The sequence below is a fragment of the Ectothiorhodospiraceae bacterium 2226 genome, from assembly GCA_013348725.1.
Taxonomy (GTDB): Bacteria; Pseudomonadota; Gammaproteobacteria.
Genome location: CP054689.1, coordinates 468273 through 489102, shown reverse-complemented (window position 1 = coordinate 489102; position 20830 = coordinate 468273). Strand labels below are relative to the sequence as shown.

Sequence of the window (20830 nt, the reverse complement as noted above, 5' to 3'; positions counted from 1 at the left end):
CCCGCTCGCCTGGGCGGGCCATCGTTCAGCCGCCGACTAAGGCGCCTGCTCCTCCAGTGCCGCTTCCTGCAGCTCCACGAACAGCAGCGGATCGACGCGCGCGTCGTTGAGGCTCACGCCCCAGTGCAGGTGCGGGCCGGTGGCGCGGCCGGTCATGCCGACGGTACCGACCACCTCGCCCTGCGCGACCTGCTGGCCGGGCTCCACCTCGATGGTGTGCAAGTGGGCGTACATCGTGACCAGACCCTGGCCGTGATCCAGGAACACGGTGTTGCCGTTGAAGAAGTAATCGCCCACCGACAGCACGCGTCCCGGCGCGGGGGCCGTGACCGGCGTGCCTTCGGGGGCTGCGATGTCCAGGCCGCTGTGCGGCGCGCGTGGCTGCTCGTTGAAGTAGCGGCGCAGGCCGAATGGGCTGGAGAGGCGGCCCTCCACCGGCAGCGTGAAGCGCACCGGCACCTCGGACGCGTCGGCCCAGTGGGTGAGGGCGGCGTCCATCTTCACGCGTTCGCGCTGGTGGCGCGCCAAGTCGGCCTCGGAGAGGTTCACCCGGCGGTTGCTGCTTAGCGTGATGTGCTGGGTGGGGTAGTCCTTGTCGTGGACCGAGAATTCGATGCGCTGGGGCTGCTCGCCCTCGCGCAGCTCGAGGCGATGCACGCCTGGGCGCGCGCTCAGCGGCAGCCCGACCACCGCGTGCCAGCGCCCCTCGCGCTGCAGCACCAGCACGCGCCGCTCGCCGTAGGTGACCAGCGGCGCGCGGCTGCCGCTGATCTCCAGCGGCACCACCGCCACGCCCCCCGGCACCGGATCGTGTGCCGGCCACGCCCAGGCGGTGCCGGCGGCCAGCGCCGAGCCCAGCAGGGCGAACAGGGCGAGCCCCCCTTTAATCATTCGAGATCTCCTCCACAGTGCAGGTGGCGCGGCCGCGGCCGAAGCGGGCCTCCACGCGCGCGCCGGGTTCGAGTTGATCGGCCGTGCGCACCAGGGTGCGCTCGGGTAGACGTTGCACGATGGCGTAGCCGCGTCCCAGCGTGGCGAGCGGGCTGACCGCCTCCAGGGCGCGCGCGTCGCCCATCAGGCGGTCCTGACGGCTGCGTAACGCCGCGCGCACGGCCCCTTGCAGGCGCGTGGCCAGCTGCGCCTGCTGGCTGCCGAGCCGCAGGAGTTGGGTGCGTGGGGTCTGGCGCTGCAGGCGCAGGGCGAGGTCCTGTACCTGACGGGTCTGCAGCGCGAGGCGTCGGGTGAGGCAGCCCTGCATGCGCCCGTGCAGCTCGTCCAGGCGCTGGGCCATGTCCTGCAGGCGACGGCCCGGATGACGGAGGCGGGCGCGCAGGCCCTCCGCGCGCCCGCGCGCCTCCGCCAGGCGGTGCACCATGCAGCGGCGCAGCGCGGCCGCCTGCTTGTCCACCTTTTGCGCCCACTCGGCGCGCTCGGGGCTGACCAGTTCGGCGGCGGCGGAGGGGGTGGGCGCGCGCTGATCGGCGGCGAAGTCGGCGATGGTGACGTCGATCTCGTGCCCCACGCCGCACACAATGGGCAACTCGGAGGCCCGTACCGCGCGCGCCACGCGCTCCTCGTTGAAGGCCCACAGATCCTCGAGCGACCCGCCACCGCGGGTGAGGATGAGCACGTCGCACTCGCCGCGCGCGTTGGCGGTCTCGATCGCGCGCACGATGGCGGCGGGCGCCTCGGTCCCCTGCACCGGCACCGGGTACACCACTACCGGCAGGGTGGGGAAGCGCCGGCGCAGCACCGCCAACACGTCGCGGATCGCCGCCCCGGTGGGCGAGGTGATGACGCCCACCCGACGCGGGAAGCGCGGCAGCGGGCGCTTGAGCTCGGTGGCGAACAGGCCCTCGGCGGCGAGGCGCTGCTTGAGCTGCTCGAAGGCGCGCTGCAGGGCGCCGTCGCCGGCCTCTTCCAGGTGCTCGACGATGAGCTGGTAGTCGCCGCGCGGCTCGTAGATCGAGATGCGCGCGCGCACCACCACCTGCATGCCGTTTTCGGGCCGTACGCTGAGCAGCCCCGCGCGCGTGCGGAACATGGCGCAGCGCACCTGCGCCTGGGCGTCTTTCAGGGTGAAGTAGAGGTGGCCCGAGGCGGGACGGGCGAGGTTGGAGATCTCCCCCTCCACCCACAGCAGCGGGAAGGAGCCCTCCAGGAGCAGGCGTACGTTGCGGTTGAGCTGGGAGACGCGCAGGATCTCGCGTTCGGCTCCCGGCGTGCCCCCCCACGGTTCACGGTCTTGGTTCATGAGGGAGATGATACCGCCGCGGCGCGACCGCGCCCACCGCCTCCCGGCGCATTCGGGAACCCGCACACGTTTACCCGTCGGCAGGAAAAACTTATAATGCGCGTTTCGCTTTAGGAAGCCTTATCTATGCTGCGCATAGTTCAGGAAGCCCTCACCTTCGACGACGTCCTACTGGTGCCCGCCCACTCCAAGGTGCTGCCCAAGGAGGTCGAACTCGCCACCCACATAACCCGCGGCATCCGCCTGTCCATCCCGCTGGTGTCCGCCGCCATGGATACGGTGACCGAGGCGCGTCTGGCCATCGCCATGGCCCAGGAAGGCGGCATCGGCATCATCCACAAGAACATGACCATTGAGGCGCAGGCCGAGCATGTGCGCCGGGTGAAGAAGTTCGAGAGCGGGGTGATCAAGGAGCCGATCACCGTCAGCCCCAACACCAGCATCCAGGACGTGGTGCGCCTCACCCGCGAGCACTCCATCTCCGGCGTGCCGGTGGTCGAGGGCGAGGAGTTGGTCGGCATCGTCACCAGCCGCGACCTGCGCTTCGAGACCCGCCGCATAGAGCCGGTCTCCAGCATCATGACCCCCAAAGAGCGCCTGATCACCGTGAAGGAGGGCGCAGACCGCGGCGAGATCGTCAACCTGCTGCACGAACACCGCATCGAGAAGGTGCTGGTGGTGAACGACAAGTTCCAGCTGCGTGGGCTGATCACCGTCAAGGATATCCAGAAGGCCACCGAGAACCCGTACGCCTGCAAGGACGAGCAGGGCCGGCTGCGCGCCGGCGCGGCGGTGGGCGTCGGGGCCGGTACGGAGGAGCGCGTCGCGGCGCTGGCCGCCGCCGGGGTGGACGTGGTGGTGGTGGACACCGCGCATGGCCACTCGCAGGGCGTGTTGGACCGCGTGCGCTGGGTAAAGAAGCACTTCCCCCACGTGCAGGTGATCGGCGGCAACATCGCCACCGGCGACGCCGCCCGCGCGCTGGCCGAGGCGGGCGCCGATGCGGTCAAGGTCGGCATCGGCCCGGGCTCGATTTGCACCACGCGCATTGTGGCGGGCGTCGGCGTGCCGCAGATCTCGGCCATCGCCAACGTGGCCGAGGCCCTGCAGGGCACCGACATTCCGCTGATCGCCGACGGCGGCATCCGCTATTCGGGCGACATCGCCAAGGCGTTGGCCGCCGGCGCACACCTGGTGATGGTCGGCAGCATGTTCGCCGGCACCGAAGAGGCGCCGGGCGACGTGGAGCTCTACCAGGGCCGCTCCTACAAGTCCTATCGCGGCATGGGCTCGCTGGGCGCCATGACCCAACAGCAGGGCTCCAGCGACCGCTATTTCCAGGAAGGCGGCGAGGCCGACAAGCTGGTGCCCGAGGGCATCGAGGGCCGCGTGCCGTACAAGGGCAACCTGCAGCCCGTGATCAACCAGCTGCTCGGCGGCATTCGCGCCAGCATGGGCTACACCGGCTGCCGTACCATCGAGGAGATGCGCACCCGTCCGGAGTTCGTGCGGGTAACCAATGCCGGCATGCGTGAGAGCCACGTGCACGACGTGACGATCACCAAAGAGGCGCCGAACTACCGGCTGTAATCACCGCCCCGCGTGGGCCGCGCGGCGGCCCGCGCGGGCGCCACGCGAGCTCGAACCCAGTGACCGATCAACACGCCGCTCCCGCGGACATCCACACCGACCGCATCCTCATCCTCGACTTCGGATCGCAGTACACGCAGCTCATCGGCCGGCGGGTGCGCGAGGCCGGTGTCTACTGCGAGATCCGCCCCTGGCACAGTGACGAAGAGGCGCTGCGCGCCTTCGCGCCCAAGGGCATCATCCTCTCCGGCGGGCCCGAGTCGGTGCACGGCGTGGCCGCGCCGCGCGTGCCGCAGGCGGTATTCGACCTCGAGGTGCCGCTGCTCGGCATCTGCTACGGCATGCAGGCCATCGCCTCCCACTTCGGCGGCAAGGTGGCGGTGGCCAACCACCGCGAGTTCGGTTACGCCCAGGTACGCGCCCGGGGTCACTCACGCCTGTTGCGCGACATCGAGGACCACACCACGCGCGAGGGCTACGGCATGCTCGACGTGTGGATGAGCCACGGCGACCGGGTGGAGGAACTGCCCGAGGGCTTCAAGCTCATCGCCAGCACCGACAGCGCGCCGATCGCCGGCATCGCCGACGAGGCGCGCCGCTACTACGGCCTGCAGTTCCACCCTGAGGTCACGCACACGCGCCAGGGCGCGCGCATCCTGTCGCGCTTCGTGCACGAGATCTGCGGCTGCGAGGCGCGCTGGACGTCGGGCAACATCATCGAGGAGAGCATCGAGCGCATCCGCCGCGAGGTGGGCGACGAGGAGGTGGTGCTCGGCCTTTCGGGCGGCGTCGATTCCTCCGTGGTGGCGGCGCTGCTGCACAAGGCCATCGGCGATCAGCTCACCTGCGTGTTCGTGGACAACGGCCTGCTGCGCCTGCAAGAGGGCGACCAAGTCATGGCCACCTTCGCGCAGCACATGGGCGTGCGCGTGCTGCGTGTGGACGCCTCCGAGCGCTTCCTCACCGCGCTGAAGGGGGTCAGCGACCCCGAGGCCAAGCGCAAGATCATCGGCGGCCTGTTCATCGAGGTGTTCGAGGAAGAGGCCGGCAAGCTCAAGAACGCCACCTGGCTCGCGCAGGGCACCATCTACCCCGACGTGATCGAGTCCGCCGGCGTGAAGGGCGGCGGCGGGGCGCACGTCATCAAGTCGCACCACAACGTCGGCGGCCTGCCCGAGATCATGAAGCTCAAGGTGCTGGAGCCGCTGCGCGAGCTGTTCAAGGACGAGGTGCGCAAGATCGGTGTGGAGCTGGGATTGCCCTCCGAGATGGTGTATCGCCACCCGTTCCCCGGTCCCGGGCTCGGCGTGCGCATCCTCGGCGAGGTGAAGAAGGAGTACGCCGACCTTCTGCGCCAGGCCGACCACATCTTCATCGAGGAGCTGCGCAGCAGCGGCTGGTACGACAAGGTCAGCCAGGCCTTCGCGGTGTTCCTGCCGGTGCGCTCGGTGGGTGTGATGGGCGACGGGCGGCGCTACGACTACGTGGTCGCGGTGCGCGCGGTGGAGACCATCGACTTCATGACCGCGCGCTGGGCGCACCTGCCCTACGAGCTGCTGGAGCGCGTCTCCAGCCGCATCATCAACGAGGTGGACGGCATCGCCCGCGTCACCTACGACATCTCCGGGAAGCCGCCCGCGACCATCGAGTGGGAGTGACGCCTACTCGCTATGCGCAGCGACAAGCATCCACTGGCAACTAGAGACCTGTTGAATGGTCGTCGAAGTGGCGCTATTTTGGGTGCTGATCAGAGCGCTTTGCGGAGCGAGTCAATGGCTATTAAGTTTTCCGAGGATCTGGTCCCCCTGACCGATCTCAAGGTCAACCCGGGGCGGGTGGTGAAGCATGCGACCGAGGCTCACCGCCCCGTGCTCCTTACGAGCCGCGGCCGCGGAGTGGCCGTGGTGCAGTCGGTGGTCGATTACGAGAAGGCGGAGGAAGAGCGGGCCTTCATGCGCGCCGTGGTCGCAGGATTGGCGGACCTGGAGGCAGGGCGCGAGGTCTCCCTCAACGAAGCTATGGCGCGGCTCGGCCTCAAGTAGCCTGAGCGCCGGATGGTCATCAGTTTCGCCGAGTCCGCACTGCGTGATCTTGATGCGGTACGGACCTGGTACGCCGAACAGGGGGTGCCCGATGTCGGGGCCAAGCTGGTCGGGGAGATATTTCAGCGCGTCCAGTCGCTTGCCGAGCACCCTGACATGGGCCGCGTGGTGCCCGAATTCGATCAACCCTTATTGCGGGAACTTATCCATCCGCCGTTTCGCATCGTGTACCGGCGTGATCCGCAGCGGGTGAGAATTATCCGCGTCTGGCGGAGCGAACGTCTGCTGCATCTTGCCCCGGGTGAGGATGAAGCACCGTGATCCCGGACGAACCGCACCAACGAAGACGGACTTCGTGACCCCTAACATCCTTGATCCTGCGCCGCTTACGGAACATGGCTTGGTAGTCATGGAGTGGGCGTAATGACTGATGCTGGCGACCTCGCCTGGATGGACCGCGCGCTCGCGCTCGCGCGCGAGGGCGAGGCGGCGGGCGAGGTGCCGGTCGGGGCGCTCATCGTGCGCGATGGCGAGGTGCTGGGGGAGGGCTGGAACTGCCCCATCGGCACCCATGATCCCACCGCCCATGCCGAGATCGTCGCCTTGCGCGCCGCCGCGCGGCGCTGCGCCAACTACCGCCTCACTGGCGCCACGCTGTATGTCACCGTCGAGCCCTGCCTGATGTGCGCCGGCGCAATCGTGCACGCGCGCATTGCGCGCGTGGTCTACGGCACCGATGAGCCCAAGACCGGCGCCGTCACCAGCCGTTTCCCGGTACTCGATTCCCCGCTGCACAACCACCGCGTCGCGGTGGAGGGCGGTGTGCGTGCCGAGGAGTCGGCCGCGCTGTTGCGCAGCTTCTTCCGCGCCCGCCGCGGCGCGTCCGGCGCCTAGCGCGCCCGCCCCGGCGCGTCCGGCGCCTAGCGCGCCCGCCCCGGCGCGGCTCCTGGTGCTCGCCAAGCCGCTTTCCGAGCCTGCTAGAATGGCCGAAACCACATGAATGGCGGCCGCTCGAGCCGCTCGGGAGGATGAGTATGAAACCTTGGCTGGCCCTCGCGGCCATAGGCGCACTGGTGGGATGTGAGCAGGGCCAGGCGCCCGAGACGCAGGCGGCGGCGGACGCGGCCGAACCTGCCTATGCGGAGACCAGCGTCGAGATGACGCTGCAGCAGCTCAGCGACCGCGTCTGGTTCGCCGATGGCAAAGACGGCACCGCCACCGAGTTCGAGGGCTTTATCTCCAACGCCGGCATCATCGTCACCGATGAAGGCGTGGTGCTGTTCGACGCCCTCGGCACACCCGCGCTTGCCAACACGCTACGCGAGCGCATCCGCGAGATTACCGATCAGCCTGTCCGCAAGGTGATCGTCAGCCACTACCACGCCGACCACATTTACGGCCTGCAGGTGTTCAAGGATCTCGACGGCGCCGAGATCATCGGGCCGCGCGGCGCGGAGCAGTACATCCACTCCGATGCTGCGGTGTCGCGCCTGGAAGAGCGCCGCACCTCGCTGTGGCCGTTCGTGGACGAGAACACGCGCATCGTCGAGCCCGACCGCTACGTTGCGGAGCGCGAGGAGTTCGAATTCGGCGGCGTGACCTTCACCATCGATCACGCCGGCGCCGCCCATTCCGACGGCGACCTCACCCTGTTCGTCGAACCCGACGGCGTGCTGTTCTCGGGCGACATCATCTTCGAGGGCCGCGTGCCGTTCCTCGGCGATGCGGACAGCGCCGCCTGGCTCGCCGCGCTCGAAGACATGGAGCAAGCCGAAGTCAGCGCCCTGGTCCCCGGCCACGGCCCTGCCGCCGACGACCCGCAGGAATCCATCACCCTCACGCGCCGCTATCTCGCGCACGTGCGCGAGGCCATGAAGACCGCCGTGGAAGACTTCATGCCCTTCGACGAGGCCTACGCCGCCACCGACTGGTCCGAGTTCGAACACCTGCCGGCGTTCGAAGAGACCAATCGCCGCAACGCCTACAACGTCTACCTCGGGCTGGAAGCGGAGCTACTGGGAGGCTAGGGAATACCCGAAAGCGCGAGGTGAAGAAGGAGTACGCGGACCTGTAGCGCCAAGGCGAACACATCTTCATCGGGGAAACTGCGCCGCAGCGGCCGATACGACAAGGTGAGCGGGCCTTCGCGGTGTTTCTGCCGGCGCGCTCGGTGGGCGTGACGGGTTACGGCCGCCGCTACGACTGCGTGTTCGCGGTGCACGCGGTGGAGACTACCGACTTCATGACCGCGCGCTGGGCGCACCTGCCCTACGAGCTGCTGGAGCCCGTATCCAATCGCATCATCAACGGGGCGGACGGCATCGCGCGCGTCACCTACGACATCTCTGGCAAGCCCCCCGCCCACCATCGCCCGGGAGTGATGGCGTACGCCGCCGACCTCGCCTGAATGGAGACGCTACTTAGGCAGCCAGCGATTCCGCTCGGGACACTGACGGGCCGCTTCATCGGCAACAGCGTGATGGTCGCATCCTAACGGGGTGTGGTGGTGTTCTTTGGCCACAGCGGTTTGGGTTGCGCACCGGAACCTCAGCGACCAGCGTGCCCGCAACGTTACCGTTGGCCGTATGCCGAAGCCGGGTGTGCCCTCCCCTGAGTAAAGCCAGCGACACGAGTGAGTCGAACGCACCTGATACTACTCTGCGCGCACGCGGGAGGTATGTAGGCCTCAGTAACATGCCGTTCGCGAGCGCTACGCGATGGGGTGAGGGTGCGAACCGCTGCCTGGTTCAACAAGGACGACCGCGGAAAACGACTACGTGTGGGCACGCTGGAACCGGTATTGCTTTCGCTGCCAAAAAAGCGCTTGTCGTGCGATCTCCGCGGATGCTATAAGACTTGGAAAGTCAAAGTACCGACTACAAGAATAAGCCGAGAGAGCCAGCCGATTGACGCCCATCGTTCTGCCTGATGGCGGCCGCTGGGGCGTGGTCGTCACTGTGCCTCATGGCTCCACAGCATACTAAGAACAAGACGCAAGTGGGGGCAGTATGGGCATAGCACGGACTTTTGTTCTCTTCGTCTTCCTGATGCCGCTTGAGCTTCTCGCTGGGGACATCTCGGACGTTCCCGACATCCAGGCAGTGTCGGCCATGTCGCGCACGGATGGCGCCGAGTTGGCGTTTGAGGAGAACCGTGGGCAAGCAGACTCAAACATCGAATACTTTGCCGAAGCTGCCGGATACAACGTGTATCTGGGCGCTGCCGAGGCGACGATCCACCTTCCAGTAAAGTCCTCTTCGGCCGGTCAAACCAACTCCTTCCGGCTGCGGCTATTAGGCGCGATTGCGGATGTGCCTCCGACTCCCTTTGATCGATATCCCGGTACCAAGAATTACATTCGCGCCAGCGGCACAATAACGGACGTTGGTAGCTATGCGCGCGTGGTGTACCCGGACGTCTATCCGGGTATCGATATTGTGTACTACGGGAACGGTCGCCACCTCCAATATGACTTTGAAGTTTCTCCCGGCGCTGACGTGTCCACTATCCATCTAATGCTCGAAGGGGTTAAAGGTTTAGCGCTAAGTGAAAACGGTGAGCTTCGCTTCCGCGTGGGTGAGCACGAACTGACGATGAGTAAGCCATATGTTTACCAGACGGAACGCGGTGAACACATCCCCGTGGCGGGAGCATATGAATTGCTCGCAGCAAACACGCTTGCCTTCCATATCCCGAACTACGATAGATCGAAGAAGCTCGTTATTGATCCCATTCTGAGTTACGCGACGTATCTCGGTGGATCGGGGAATGATGTGGCGACCGCCATAGCGGTGGACGGCGACGGGTATATCTATGTGGCAGGCTATACATCCTCACGCGACTTTCCGCTCGTCTCCGCATTGGATAGGCAGATAGGCAATGGGGATCGCGACGTCTTCATCACCAAGCTGGATCCCTCTGCACGCACAGCGATCTATTCTACCTATCTCGGCGGTAACCGGGGCAGAGACGCGGGAATTGCCCTCGCCGTAGACGAAGATGGAAACGTGTTTGTGGCGGGATATGCTGGGACAGGCTTTCCGACGACAAACGGCGCGTATCAGACCACGTCAGATTCTTCCGCAGGATTCGTAGCGAAGCTGAACAACCAGGGAACCGCGTTAGAGTTTTCAACCTATGTCTCCGAGGTAAGCATCCGCTCCCTTGCGCTTGGAGGTGATGGAAGCGTTTACCTCACGGGTGTCGCGACCCCCAGTTTTCAGACAACTCCTGAGGCGGTACAGCCAGCTGCGCTAAGCGCTCAGAGTAGCGCGTTTGTGGCGAGGCTCGCGCACGACGGAAAGAAGATGGTATATGCCTCCTTTCTCGGCGGAAGTGCTCGGGATGAGGGAATGGCAGTCGCTGTCGATTCGGGTGGCTATGCCCACGTGGCAGGTCTGACGTTCTCGGCAGACTTTCCCACGGCGAGCGCGCTGCAGCCCACCTATCTGGGTACTGATGGAAAATCCATGGGCTTTCTGGTGCAACTCTCGCCGGATGGACGATCATTCGCCTATTCAACCTTCATTGGTGGCAGTCTCACCGACATTGTGAATGCGGTAGCTATCGACGTGGAAGGGAATGTCTTCTTGGCCGGGGAGACGAGATCACCGGACTTCCCGGTGAGGAATGGCTTCCAGCTGAAGGCTGGAGCGCGCCTCAGGAACTCCAGTCTTGGCAATGCATTTGTTATGAAGTTGAACTCTGCGGGGAATGCAATAGTATACTCGTCTTTTCTTGGTGGAGAGGTTTGTCGTAGTAGCTGTTTTATCACCCCTAGTTCTCCGCCGGACTGGCCTGGCGACGCCGCGTACGGCATTGCTATAGATGATGCTGGTCATGCTTTCGTGACGGGAATTGCTAAATCATACACATTCCCGCTCATTAATTCGCTTTTCCCGACCAAGGCAACCGAGTACGTCGACTCTGTGTTCGTGACGAAAGTCAGCCGTTCCGGTTCTGCCCTCGTCTACTCAAGCATTGTTCAGCAGTGGGAGACGCCGCACGCAAGCGGATCATCCTACGACTCTTCCAGTTCCCTCTGGTTTGACATCGGCGGTGGGAGGGCGATTGTGACGTCGGGGGAGGGCCACGTTTACTTAGCGGGATCGACTAACCATCCAGACCAAACTCTAGTGAACTTTACGCCTACACAGGATGCCTTTCAGGCGGAGCACAAGGGGTTTAATGATGCAACGCTTATGGCGCTGACGAGCGTCGTGCGCGATATTTTGCTCGAGACCTCGGCGGAGTTCATTTCGAACGCGGAGAGCCTGCAGTTGACGGCTTCAGTGCATGGCGAAGCTACGTCCGGGATGATTACGTTTCTTAGCGGGCGCACACCGATGGGTTCTGCGCCCTTAATCGATGGTGTGGCGCAGCTTACCGTGAACCTCGGCGCGGGGGTCCACAGCCTCTCGGCCGTTCTTCGCACGAATGAAGTGTCCGGTAGTTCAGAATCGAAGTACGTCGTGGTCGACGCCGTCCGTCAATGCCACTAACAATAACAATCACAATAACAATAACTATAGGGACAATCGATGCACCCTCAGCTAAGAGCTTTGGCCGCGACGTTGCTCTTGACACTCGGGGTCGTCGCCAACGCGGCTCCTCCACCCAAGAACGTCGCCCCCCAGGTATCCCTTGTTGATCCGGTTCAAGGCGCGCATTTCGTTGCTCCCGCCACTGTTCGCCTGGAGGCGGAAGCCTCCGATACCGACGGGTATGTAACTCAGGTCGAGTTCAAGGCGGGAAATGCGACCATCGGTGTGGTCACCCAGGCGCCATATGTGTGGCACTGGGAGAATCTGGCTGTCGGCAGCTATACCATTTCGGCGATAGCCACGGACGACAAGAAGGCAAAGACGACGTCAAACGCCGTGTCATTCACGGTCGGAGACGCGCCACCGAACCAGTCGCCGAGCGTGTCTCTGATCAGCCCTGCACCGGGATCGAGCTATGTCGCGCCGGCAACCATCACGTTAGGCGCCAACGCGTGGGATGACGACGGTACGATTGCGAAAGTCGATTTCTTTCGAGGCGCGACCTTGATCGGCAGTTCCACAAGCGCGCCCTACACGTTCGTGTGGGGTTCGGTTTCCGCAGGCCAGTATTCACTCAGTGCGCGCGCGACGGATGATTTGGGCGCCACATCGGATTCCGCCCCGGTCGATGTCGTAGTGGTTGCGCAGAATCGCCCGCCGCTCGTCGCAATCACGCAGCCGCAACAATGCTCAGTATATGACACGTCTTCCTCAATCACACTGCGAGCCGATGCACTAGATCCTGATGGGCGGGTGGCGTCAGTGGATTTTTACGCGGGAAGCACGTTGTTGGGGAGCGTGGAGAATCCGTATCCCTATACCGACATGCCTAATAGCTACGTGTTTAGCTGGACCGGTATGGCCGCTGGCGATTATGTGATACGAGCAGTGGCAACGGACAACTTAGGGGAAACCGCAGTATCGGGTCCATTCGATGTGTCAGTGCTCGCGGCCAATGTGCCCCCGAGCGTGTACCTCACGTCTCCTGCTCCTGGGCAGTCCTATGGTCCAACCTCTTCGATTAGGATAGCCGCGGAAGCATCCGACTCCGACGGTTACGTCACGCGGGTTGACTTCTACCGCAACTCGAGCTTCTTGGGGATGTCGGCCCAACCGCCCTACGAGATCGAGTGGGGCGGCACCAAGTCTGCGGGCCAGTACAGCATCACAGCTCGGGCTACTGATGATCGAGGCGCCGTTACTACTTCGGCCCCAGTTTCGATCACTGTAGTGAGCTCTAACGTCCTGCCGAGCGTCGCGCTCACCAGCCCGATTTCGGGGGCGAGCTACGCCGCTCCAGCGAGTATCGCGTTGGCAGCGGATGCGTCGGACCCGGACGGTACCATTCAGAAGGTCGAGTTTCTCCAGGGAGATCTCGTCGTGGGGACAGCGTTGGAGTCCCCCTACGGCTATCAGTGGGAGAATGTACCAGCCGGAACGTATCAGCTACGTGCCCGGGCTACGGACAATCTAGGCGGCGTGGCGGTATCGGCGCCTGTTGAAGTCACGGTCGCGTCCGGGCCACCGGTGATTGTGATTGAGGACAACCTTACGGTGGCTGTCGGGACGGAGCTGACGCTCGATGCCTCGCAAAGTTACGACCCCATGGGAGGCACGCTCAGCTTCGGATGGTTCGACGTCGACACCGAGCAGCAGATCGGCACCGAAACTAGCTTGTATGTGGGCGTGCTTGAGGCGGGCGTCCGACGCTATCGCCTTGAAGTGGAGTCGGAGTCGGGGCAGACGTCTCAGACTATCGTGACGGTAACGGCAGCGCACGCTCCGGTGGCTAGAGCACCCGAAACCGTATCTGCGTACGTCGGAATGCCGATCGAGATCGACGGCAGTGCCAGCTCGGTAGAAGACGGCGAGTTGGTGTTCCGGTGGCGCATGAACGGCGAGGACGTGTCCCAGGAGCCCATTGCGCGCATCGAAGGTTTGGAGGTTGGTACCTACGGCATCGAACTGGTGGTGACGACGAATCACGGCTTGACCGACACGGTGACGGTGGCTCTGTACGTCGAAGAAGGGCGCGCCCCAGAGGTATGTCCCATCGCGCAGGTCGAGGACGACCAGTCCTATCTGGCGCTGTACCCCGCAGACAACGTCGACTGGATCGGAAACCGCGGCGAAACCGTAGAGGAGATCGAGCGAGCGTTCAACTTCGCGCGCGAGCAGGATCCGTCGGTATTCGCCTACCTGCTGATGCCGTCCCAGGCCGAATGGGACGCCATGAGTCTGCAGGCGAAGGGCTTGTATCTAATAAATGCCGAGCGCTCCGCGCGGGGACTGCGGCCTTTCGAGGGCTATGACGCACGGGTGGCGGACGTCGCGCAGTACTACGCCGAGTACATTCACTCGCGCAACCAAGTGATTGGGCATTACAACGACGGCCAGTCACCAGCGGGTCGCCTAGACGGTGATCCCTATGTTCTCGAGCATAGGGACGGACACATTCAGACTGAGTCCGTCGCGTATGGATTGAGCTATAACGAGCCGTTTAGCGCCGAGCTTGCGCTCGTCCGCGGAATCTTCTTCTGGTTGTATCAAGATAAGGACTGGTTCGAGCAGTTCGAGGGCGCTGATCAACTGCCATGGGGGCATCGCGACCATGTCTTGCAGACGGGATTGGAGGAGAACAGCGGCTCGCCGTTCGCGGAAGGTCTTCTCGGATTCGGTGTTGCTACAGGTCCGTACAGTCCGGGTATAGAGCCACCCGCGGCGCAGGGCTTTGTTACCGTGTTCAAGACGATCGACCAGGGGAGCACCTGGGACCTCAGTGCGATAGGCACGGTCGATCACAGCGGGAGTCAGGGTTGCAACACAGCCCACGTCATTTCCATTGAGCCCGACGCCGCGACGACGGAAGGACTTGCTTATTTGCAAGTCGAACCGGGGACGTTACTCATGGTGCCGGGGGATGTCCAGCCGATTCAGGTGTCGGGCATCTATGAGGATGGCTCCGCTGTCGACTTCACTCCCTTTGCTCAATACATTCCCGACCAGCGCTCGGTCGTCTCAGTCAGCGCCGGGCAGGTGATTGCCCTCCTGGAGGGCGAGGCACGGGTGTTTGCCCGCCTCGGCGACGTCGAATCAAATCGCCTTAACGTGCGGGTTCGGAAGCCGACAGACCTCGCGCATCTGACGGGCACAGGGGCGGAATCCCTGCTGCGGTACCTACCGCCTAATGCGACCGTAGATCGCTACGATCCGATGGCGATGGCCGTCTTTACGGGGTTCGTGACGGGCCGCAGCGGTCACGCACTCCAAGACGTACAGGTCTCCTTCCTAAACAAGCCGCAATACGGCTCAGTGCGCACCGGGTCGGACGGCCGGTTCATGATCGCCGGACCCGCCGGACATCAGACCCTTGTGTACGACAAAGCAGGCCATCTTGTAGTGCAGCGCTCCACGATCGGCTCTTCGGGAAGCTGGGCGACGCTTGACGATGTCATGCTCCTGCCGCGGGATACGAAACGTACGCGCATTGACCTCGCGTCTGGCGAACCTCAGGTACATCAATCCACGCTGATCAACGACCAGTTCGGACCGCGTCGCGGCACCGTGGTGTTCAACGGCGTCACGTCTGCCGTCATCCGCTCGATCGACGGCACGGAGCGGCCCCTGGAGTCCTTTTGGTTGACGGCGACGGAGTACGAGACTCCGGCCTCCATGCCGGGCGTGCTTCCGCGGGAGACTGCGTTCACCTACGCAACGGATCTCCATGTGGCCGGCGTTCATTACACCGACACGGTGGTCTTCGACAGCGACGTTGTGTTGTTCGTGGACAACTTCCTTGGGTTTCGGGTCGGCGAGATCGTGCCGATCGGTTACTTCGACCGGTTGGCGGATCGATGGATCGCCTCGAGCAACGGCGTCGTTGTCCAGTTGCTGGACCAGAACAACGACGGGGTAGTCGACGGCATTGACTATACGGGAGACGGCATAGCCGACGATCTGAACGGCAACGGTTCGGTCTGGGACGAGGCAATCGGACTGGAAGGGTATCACCCGGGTGACACTCTGTGGTGGGGAAGTTTCAACCACTTCACACCCGTCGATTACAACTGGGGCGCCGGAGAAGAGCAGGTTGACTTCGCAGTCGAGGTCGAGATCGACGAGGAGAAGCCGGAAGAGGAGGAGGAGGTTTGTACCGGCTCGTCTGCCAAACCCTACCAGCAATCGCACCATGATGATGTAGCGATCGGTGGAAGCAATATCGCTCTGCACTACGCCAGCCAGCGCACAACCGGCTTTAAGCATCGGATCCGCGCGACTGTTAGTGGCGATGAAGTTCCGGCGGGCTTGCAACGCATCATTGCCCGGCTGGACGTTGCCGGGCGGGTGTACGAGCAGACGTTTGACCCCGCGCCCAACCAAGAGGCCGAGTTCGTGTGGGATGGCCGCAGCATCGCGGGGGACCGACCGCGCGGCATTGTCAGCGGACGGATCAGCATCGGCTATGAGTTCCCGACACGCTATCTCAGCTCCGGCAATGCGGCGGATGAAGAGCGCCCGTTGGATGACTTTCCGGTTGCTTGGGCGACGGTTGGGGATACGGTCACGGATGTGGCTGCTCGCGAAAGCTTCATCAGCTGGCAAGGCCGAGGGGTCGCCCTGAAGAACAGCTACGACAGCCAGTTGGCGGAAGGATGGTCACTCGGCGTGGTGCACGAGTACGATCCCGTCGGTCGTGTTTACCTCGGCAGCGGCGGTACGGAAGATGTGGCTACCGGGTCCACTATTCTGAAGACTGGACAGACCTTCAGCCTGGTGGACGGCGACGACGGGTACTACCAGCGCGGTGGCAGTTCGATCGACTACGTCATCAGCGATGAAGGCGTGCTCATCGACCGCGTCACCGGAATCGTCTGGGAGTTTGCCGACCGACCGGCGCGGTTCCGCACGCGAGACGAGGCGGCACAATACTGCGCGGCGGGCGTCCACCTTCCTGGTAGTGGGTGGCGCTTGCCTACGGCGAAAGAGGTCGGCTACACGATCAGCAAGTCCGCCGCCAACGTCGGTCCGATGATGTATAACCTCAACGCAGCGTCGGATCTGTGGCACCACAGGTCGGGCAATCCGGAAGAACGTCTGAAGCCTGTGCTATGCGTTCGGGGCGAGCCCATCGACCAGCGCTACGTGACGGCTCTGGTGCGCGATGCGGCTCAGCAGGTGGTGGTCGATCAAGAGAACGGCCTCATGTGGCAGGATGCCCTCGACAACGCGAGCTTGAAGCGCGATTGGGCGGGTAGCATCCAGCACTGCGAAGCCTCAACGCACGGGGGCTTCGACGATTGGCGCCTGCCGAATATCAACGAGTTGTTGTACGTCCTCCCGAACGCGGTGTTCGCGCACCAGACCAAGGTGGTGTTCCCTCCGGGCGGGCTTTGGTCGCCCGAGGCGGACTTCCGGCAGCTCTACTGGAGTTCCACCACAAATTTCCAGAACGATGGCCAGGCGTGGGCGATCGAAAGCGAGAGCTTCCACAGCGAGCGCTTCAACAAGAACGACGAGTATCACGTGCGCTGCGTGCGCGACGCTGCGTCGGCTGCCCGCATGCCCTACCGGTTCAACCACGACGGCAAACACGTCGCGACTATCGACCTGGATAGCGGCAGGACACTGCTTGACCTTTCCTACGACGAACGCGGCTTCTTGAACGCCGTAGTCGACCGGTTCGGTAATCGCCTCACCGTGGAGCGAGATGCCGCGGGTAAGCCGATGCGTCTAGTCGCCCCGAATGGCCAGGTCACGGAGCTAGTCATCGACGAGAACGGCCACTTGACGCGCGTCGCGTACGAGGATGGCACCGCGTACGCGTTCAACTATGCCGCAGGCGGGCTGCTGACGCGAAAGACGACGCCCAACGGCCACGCCTTCAACCGGTTCTACAGCGCTGACGGGCGCCTGCTCCGCTCGGACGACCCCGAAGGCGGGCTGTGGGAGTTTTTCAGCGACAGGATGGCCCCAGGGCACGACCGCTACGGCTACACCACGGCGGAGAGCAACCAGTATCAGACGGATCGGCGGTTGCTGCCGGATGGCGATGTTCAACACACCACGGTGCGCGAGGACGGGACCCAGGTCGTGAGTCGCATGCGTGCGGATCGCCTCTGGGAGTCTGAAGAGGCCTGCGGCGTCGGCCGGGTCGTCGACTACGTCCGGGATGCCAAGACCCTCCAGGAGATCCCCAACGTCATCACCGTGTCACAGCCGAGCGGCTGGACCAACGTCACCACGCTCACCAAAGCCTACGGCGAAAACGGCGCGGACACTATGCGTTACACGCTGACTGTGGACGACGGCGCCGGCGTCAGTACCGTGAATGTAGACGCCCGTAGCGGCATCTCCACCTACACCTCACCGGAAGGCCGAGTCTCCTCGGAACTGCGCGACCCCGTCACGCTGCTGCCGCAGACGATTGCGCTAGGCGGCTTGCTGCCGACCACGTACGAGTACGACGAGCGCGGACGCGTCACCCGCCTAAGCGTCGGCGACCGGGCCACGCGTTACAGCTATAACGAAGCCGGGCTGGTGGCGGAGGTCGTCACGCCGGATGATCGTAGCACGCACTACGAGTACGACGCCCTGGGCCGGATTACACGCATCACCTATCCGGACGGCCACAGTACCGTCAGCACCTACGACGCGAACGGTAACCAGACGACGATCGTCGTTCCCACCCCGGCCGAACATGAGTTCGCCTACACTGGCGTGGATCGACTCCGGGAGAGCGTCGCCCCGCTTAGCGAGCCCACCCGCTACACGTACGACCGCGACCGCCGCCTCACCGCCATCGAGCTGCCCTCCGGCCAGCGGATCGAGCACAGCTACGCGCAGGGCCGCCTCGCGCGCACCGACACCCCCGAGGGGATTGTCGAGTACGACTACCTGTGCGGCGGTCGCCTGAGCCAGGTGCGGGAGGGCCTCGAGAGCCTCGGCTACACCTGGGACGGCAACCTGTTGACCGAGCTGCACTACCAGGGCGAGCTGAACGAGAGCATCCACTACGCCTACGACAACCAGTTCCGGATCAATCAGCTCAGCTACGCCGGCGCCGGAAGCAGCGTCAGCTACGACGCCGACGGCCTGCTGACCGGTATCCACGGGTTCAGCATCCTGCGCCATCCCGAGCACGGCCTGCCCACCCAGGTCAGCGATGCGGCGCTCAGCCAGACGCGCGCCTACAACGCCTACGGGGAGCCCTCAGCCCTCGCCTATAGCCTCGGCACGGCAGAGCGCTTCGCCTATCAGCTCGAGCGCAACGCGATGGGCCAGATCACCGCCCGCACGGAAACCCTGCCCGACGGCAGCACGCGCCAGTACGAGTACGGCTACGACGCGCGTAGCCGCCTGAGCACCGTGCACCGCGACGGCGTGCTGGTGGAGGCCTACCAATACGACGCCAACGGCAACCGCAGCGTCTACACCAGCGCCCTGCGCGGCCGCCACGGCGTGAGCGCCACCTACAACCTCGGCGACCAACTGCAAACCAGCGGCGACAGCAGCTACGCCTACGACGCCAACGGCCAACTCGCCGAGCGCACCACGGCAGGCGTCACTACCCGCTACCACTACAGCAGCCTCGGCCGCCTGGAGCGCGTCGAGACGCCCGACAAGCTCATCGAGTACCGCCACAACGCCTACGGCAACCGGGTGGCGAAGCTCGTGAACGGCGAGGTGGTGGAGCGCTACCTGTGGCTGGATCTAACCACACTGCTGGCGATCTACGACGGCGACGGCAATCTGAAGCAGCGCTACGAATACACCGTAGGCCACACGCCCACCCGCTTCACCCAGGACGGGGAGGTCTACTACATCCTCACCGATCACCTCGGCAGCCCCAGGGTGATCACCGACGCCCAAGGCAGCGTGGTCAAGTCCCTCGACTACGACGCCTACGGCAACGTCCTCCACGACAGCAACCCGGACTTCAGGGTACCCTTTGGCTTTGCGGGCGGGCTGTCCGACCCCGACACCGGCCTGATCCGCTTCGGCTACCGGGATTATGATCCCGACACCGGGCGCTGGACGGCGCGGGACCCGATCGGGTTTGCGGGTGGGGATACGAATCTGTACGGGTATGTGTTGGGGGATCCGGTCAACTTCTATGACCCGCGCGGGACGCACCCCCTCGTAATAGGTGCGGCAGTTGTTGGAGCGGGTGTAGTTATCTACCAGGGATACAAGGCGGTCTCCGAATTCTCTCAGGATGTGGCGACGCTGAAGGCCGCCCGAGATCGCCAAGACAGTATTGATATATTACGCGATCCAAACGCTTGGTTTGATGCTAATCGTGAGAGGAATGAGGCGTTGATCGACGGGATGTCGTCAGGTGTAGGAGTCGTGATGTCCTGTCCAGGAACTTCGGCCACCGGTCCGATTCCGTCATCTCAAATCGACTTGATATTTGGGGGTGCCGGCGCTGCACTTACCAGTGGAGGCGCAGATTGATCTGGGGGGTGGCGAAAAGCGCGTCGCGACTTAGACGCGCATGGATGGGGGCTGGCGCAATCGCTCTTGTGGCGGTTGGAGCCGGGTTGTACGTGAATATGCTAGTCGGCCTCTCGTTCTATGCTTATAACCGCGTGCTTGGCCCTAGCTCGCTTGAGATCGGGTATGCGCGCGTAGAGCTTCCTCCGTGGTGGTGGGTCCATGAGAGATCGCCCACGGAAGCGATTGTTTCCCGTGTTCCAGGCGGTAGAAGCGTAGAGTTTGTAACCCTTTTGCTCTTCACTGAAGATCCTGAAACGCTCTGTGAGCGCATCACGCGTGATGGTTGGTTTGGAGCTAAATGTGAGGTTGGAATGACGGGGCTGATTAGGTACGTGCGTCCGAGTAGTATGCGCGAAGGTGCTTACGACTACTTATGGATTTCGCCAGCGGCTCGAGTCGGTGTTCTGGGTGCGGACGCGCCGAGAACGTACGTTCCCGCCATGAATGAAGTCGTTGATAGGATCAGCATTAGCCAGTCGGGAGTTTACCCGACGCAAACAAGCGTGGTTGATCGACATGAAAGCTATGCGCTAGCATCGATCGCGGAGGCTTCCAATAGCTTGGGGCGATGGTGCAGCATCGCTAGTACAGGAGCAGATGACGGTCGCATCAAAGTATAGGTCGGTAAGCGACCAACTGCGGGGGGAGGTGGAGTGGTATAGCGAAGCCTTGCCGGCACAGTGCGCCCCGTGCGATGAAGAGAGGGCCTTGGCACCCGAGTCGTGCCCACTGTTGCCGTAACCCCGCGCTGATGGCGGAGGTCGGCACGCCGGATGATCGTAGCACCCACTAGAAGTACGACCTCCTCGGCCGCATTACGCGCGTCACCTATCCGGACGGCCACAGTACCGTCAGCACCTACGACGCGAACGGTAACCAGACGACGATCGTCGTTCCCACCC

General features: G+C 63.9%; 9 protein-coding genes and 2 pseudogenes. 9 read left to right on the top strand and 2 right to left on the bottom strand.

The features are described from left to right. Positions 1–36: 36 nt before the first annotated feature. Both HUS23_02215 and HUS23_02210 read right to left on the bottom strand, forming a co-directional pair. A complete protein-coding gene (locus tag HUS23_02215) occupies positions 37–891 on the bottom strand; it encodes a peptidoglycan DD-metalloendopeptidase family protein (protein ID QKT02712.1) in 855 nt (284 codons plus the stop codon). After that, positions 884–2254, bottom strand: a complete 1371-nt coding sequence (locus HUS23_02210) for an exodeoxyribonuclease VII large subunit (GenBank protein QKT02711.1) — start codon at positions 2252–2254, stop codon at positions 884–886. Before HUS23_02210 ends, HUS23_02215 begins: the two co-directional genes overlap by 8 nt. A 129-nt stretch (positions 2255–2383) precedes the next feature. Here HUS23_02210 and guaB point away from each other — a divergent pair, with 129 nt between their 5' ends. The 9 genes and pseudogenes from guaB (at position 2384) to HUS23_02165 (ending at position 20820) form a co-directional block, all read left to right on the top strand. Next, positions 2384–3844: an IMP dehydrogenase gene (gene guaB / locus HUS23_02205; protein ID QKT04931.1), complete on the top strand. Its 1461-nt coding sequence runs from the start codon at positions 2384–2386 to the stop codon at positions 3842–3844. A 59-nt stretch (positions 3845–3903) separates the two neighbouring features. Further along, positions 3904–5502, top strand: coding sequence for a glutamine-hydrolyzing GMP synthase (gene guaA / locus HUS23_02200; GenBank protein QKT02710.1), 1599 nt, complete (start codon positions 3904–3906; stop codon positions 5500–5502). A gap of 114 nt (positions 5503–5616) precedes the next feature. Next, complete coding sequence (locus tag HUS23_02195; protein QKT02709.1) at positions 5617–5886, top strand: type II toxin-antitoxin system Phd/YefM family antitoxin; 270 nt, start codon at positions 5617–5619, stop codon at positions 5884–5886. Positions 5887–5898: 12 nt separating this feature from the next. Beyond that, positions 5899–6207: a type II toxin-antitoxin system RelE/ParE family toxin gene (locus HUS23_02190; GenBank protein ID QKT02708.1), complete on the top strand. Its 309-nt coding sequence runs from the start codon at positions 5899–5901 to the stop codon at positions 6205–6207. Between the two features lie 129 nt (positions 6208–6336). Then, positions 6337–6780, top strand: a complete 444-nt coding sequence (gene tadA / locus HUS23_02185) for a tRNA adenosine(34) deaminase TadA (protein ID QKT04930.1) — start codon at positions 6337–6339, stop codon at positions 6778–6780. Positions 6781–7624: 844 nt separating this feature from the next. After that, positions 7625–8293: pseudogene (locus HUS23_02180) on the top strand (hypothetical protein). Between the two features lie 601 nt (positions 8294–8894). Further along, entirely contained in the window at positions 8895–11387 is a 2493-nt protein-coding gene (locus tag HUS23_02175) for an SBBP repeat-containing protein (GenBank protein ID QKT02707.1), read from the top strand. A gap of 39 nt (positions 11388–11426) precedes the next feature. Further along, entirely contained in the window at positions 11427–19886 is an 8460-nt protein-coding gene (locus tag HUS23_02170; protein QKT02706.1) for a DUF1566 domain-containing protein, read from the top strand. An 856-nt stretch (positions 19887–20742) separates the two neighbouring features. Further along, positions 20743–20820: pseudogene (locus HUS23_02165) on the top strand (hypothetical protein). Positions 20821–20830 lie beyond the last annotated feature (10 nt).

What these genes read in the sequence shown, in the direction of transcription:
- HUS23_02215 (QKT02712.1), bottom strand. Translation starts at nt 891, where the DNA reads ATGATTAAAGGGGGGCTCGCCCTGTTCGCCCTGCTGGGCTCGGCGCTG.
- HUS23_02170 (QKT02706.1), top strand. Translation starts at nt 11,427, where the DNA reads ATGCACCCTCAGCTAAGAGCTTTGGCCGCGACGTTGCTCTTGACACTC.
- tadA (QKT04930.1), top strand. Translation starts at nt 6,337, where the DNA reads ATGGACCGCGCGCTCGCGCTCGCGCGCGAGGGCGAGGCGGCGGGCGAG.
- HUS23_02175 (QKT02707.1), top strand. Translation starts at nt 8,895, where the DNA reads ATGGGCATAGCACGGACTTTTGTTCTCTTCGTCTTCCTGATGCCGCTT.
- HUS23_02210 (QKT02711.1), bottom strand. Translation starts at nt 2,254, where the DNA reads ATGAACCAAGACCGTGAACCGTGGGGGGGCACGCCGGGAGCCGAACGC.
- HUS23_02195 (QKT02709.1), top strand. Translation starts at nt 5,617, where the DNA reads ATGGCTATTAAGTTTTCCGAGGATCTGGTCCCCCTGACCGATCTCAAG.
- HUS23_02190 (QKT02708.1), top strand. Translation starts at nt 5,899, where the DNA reads ATGGTCATCAGTTTCGCCGAGTCCGCACTGCGTGATCTTGATGCGGTA.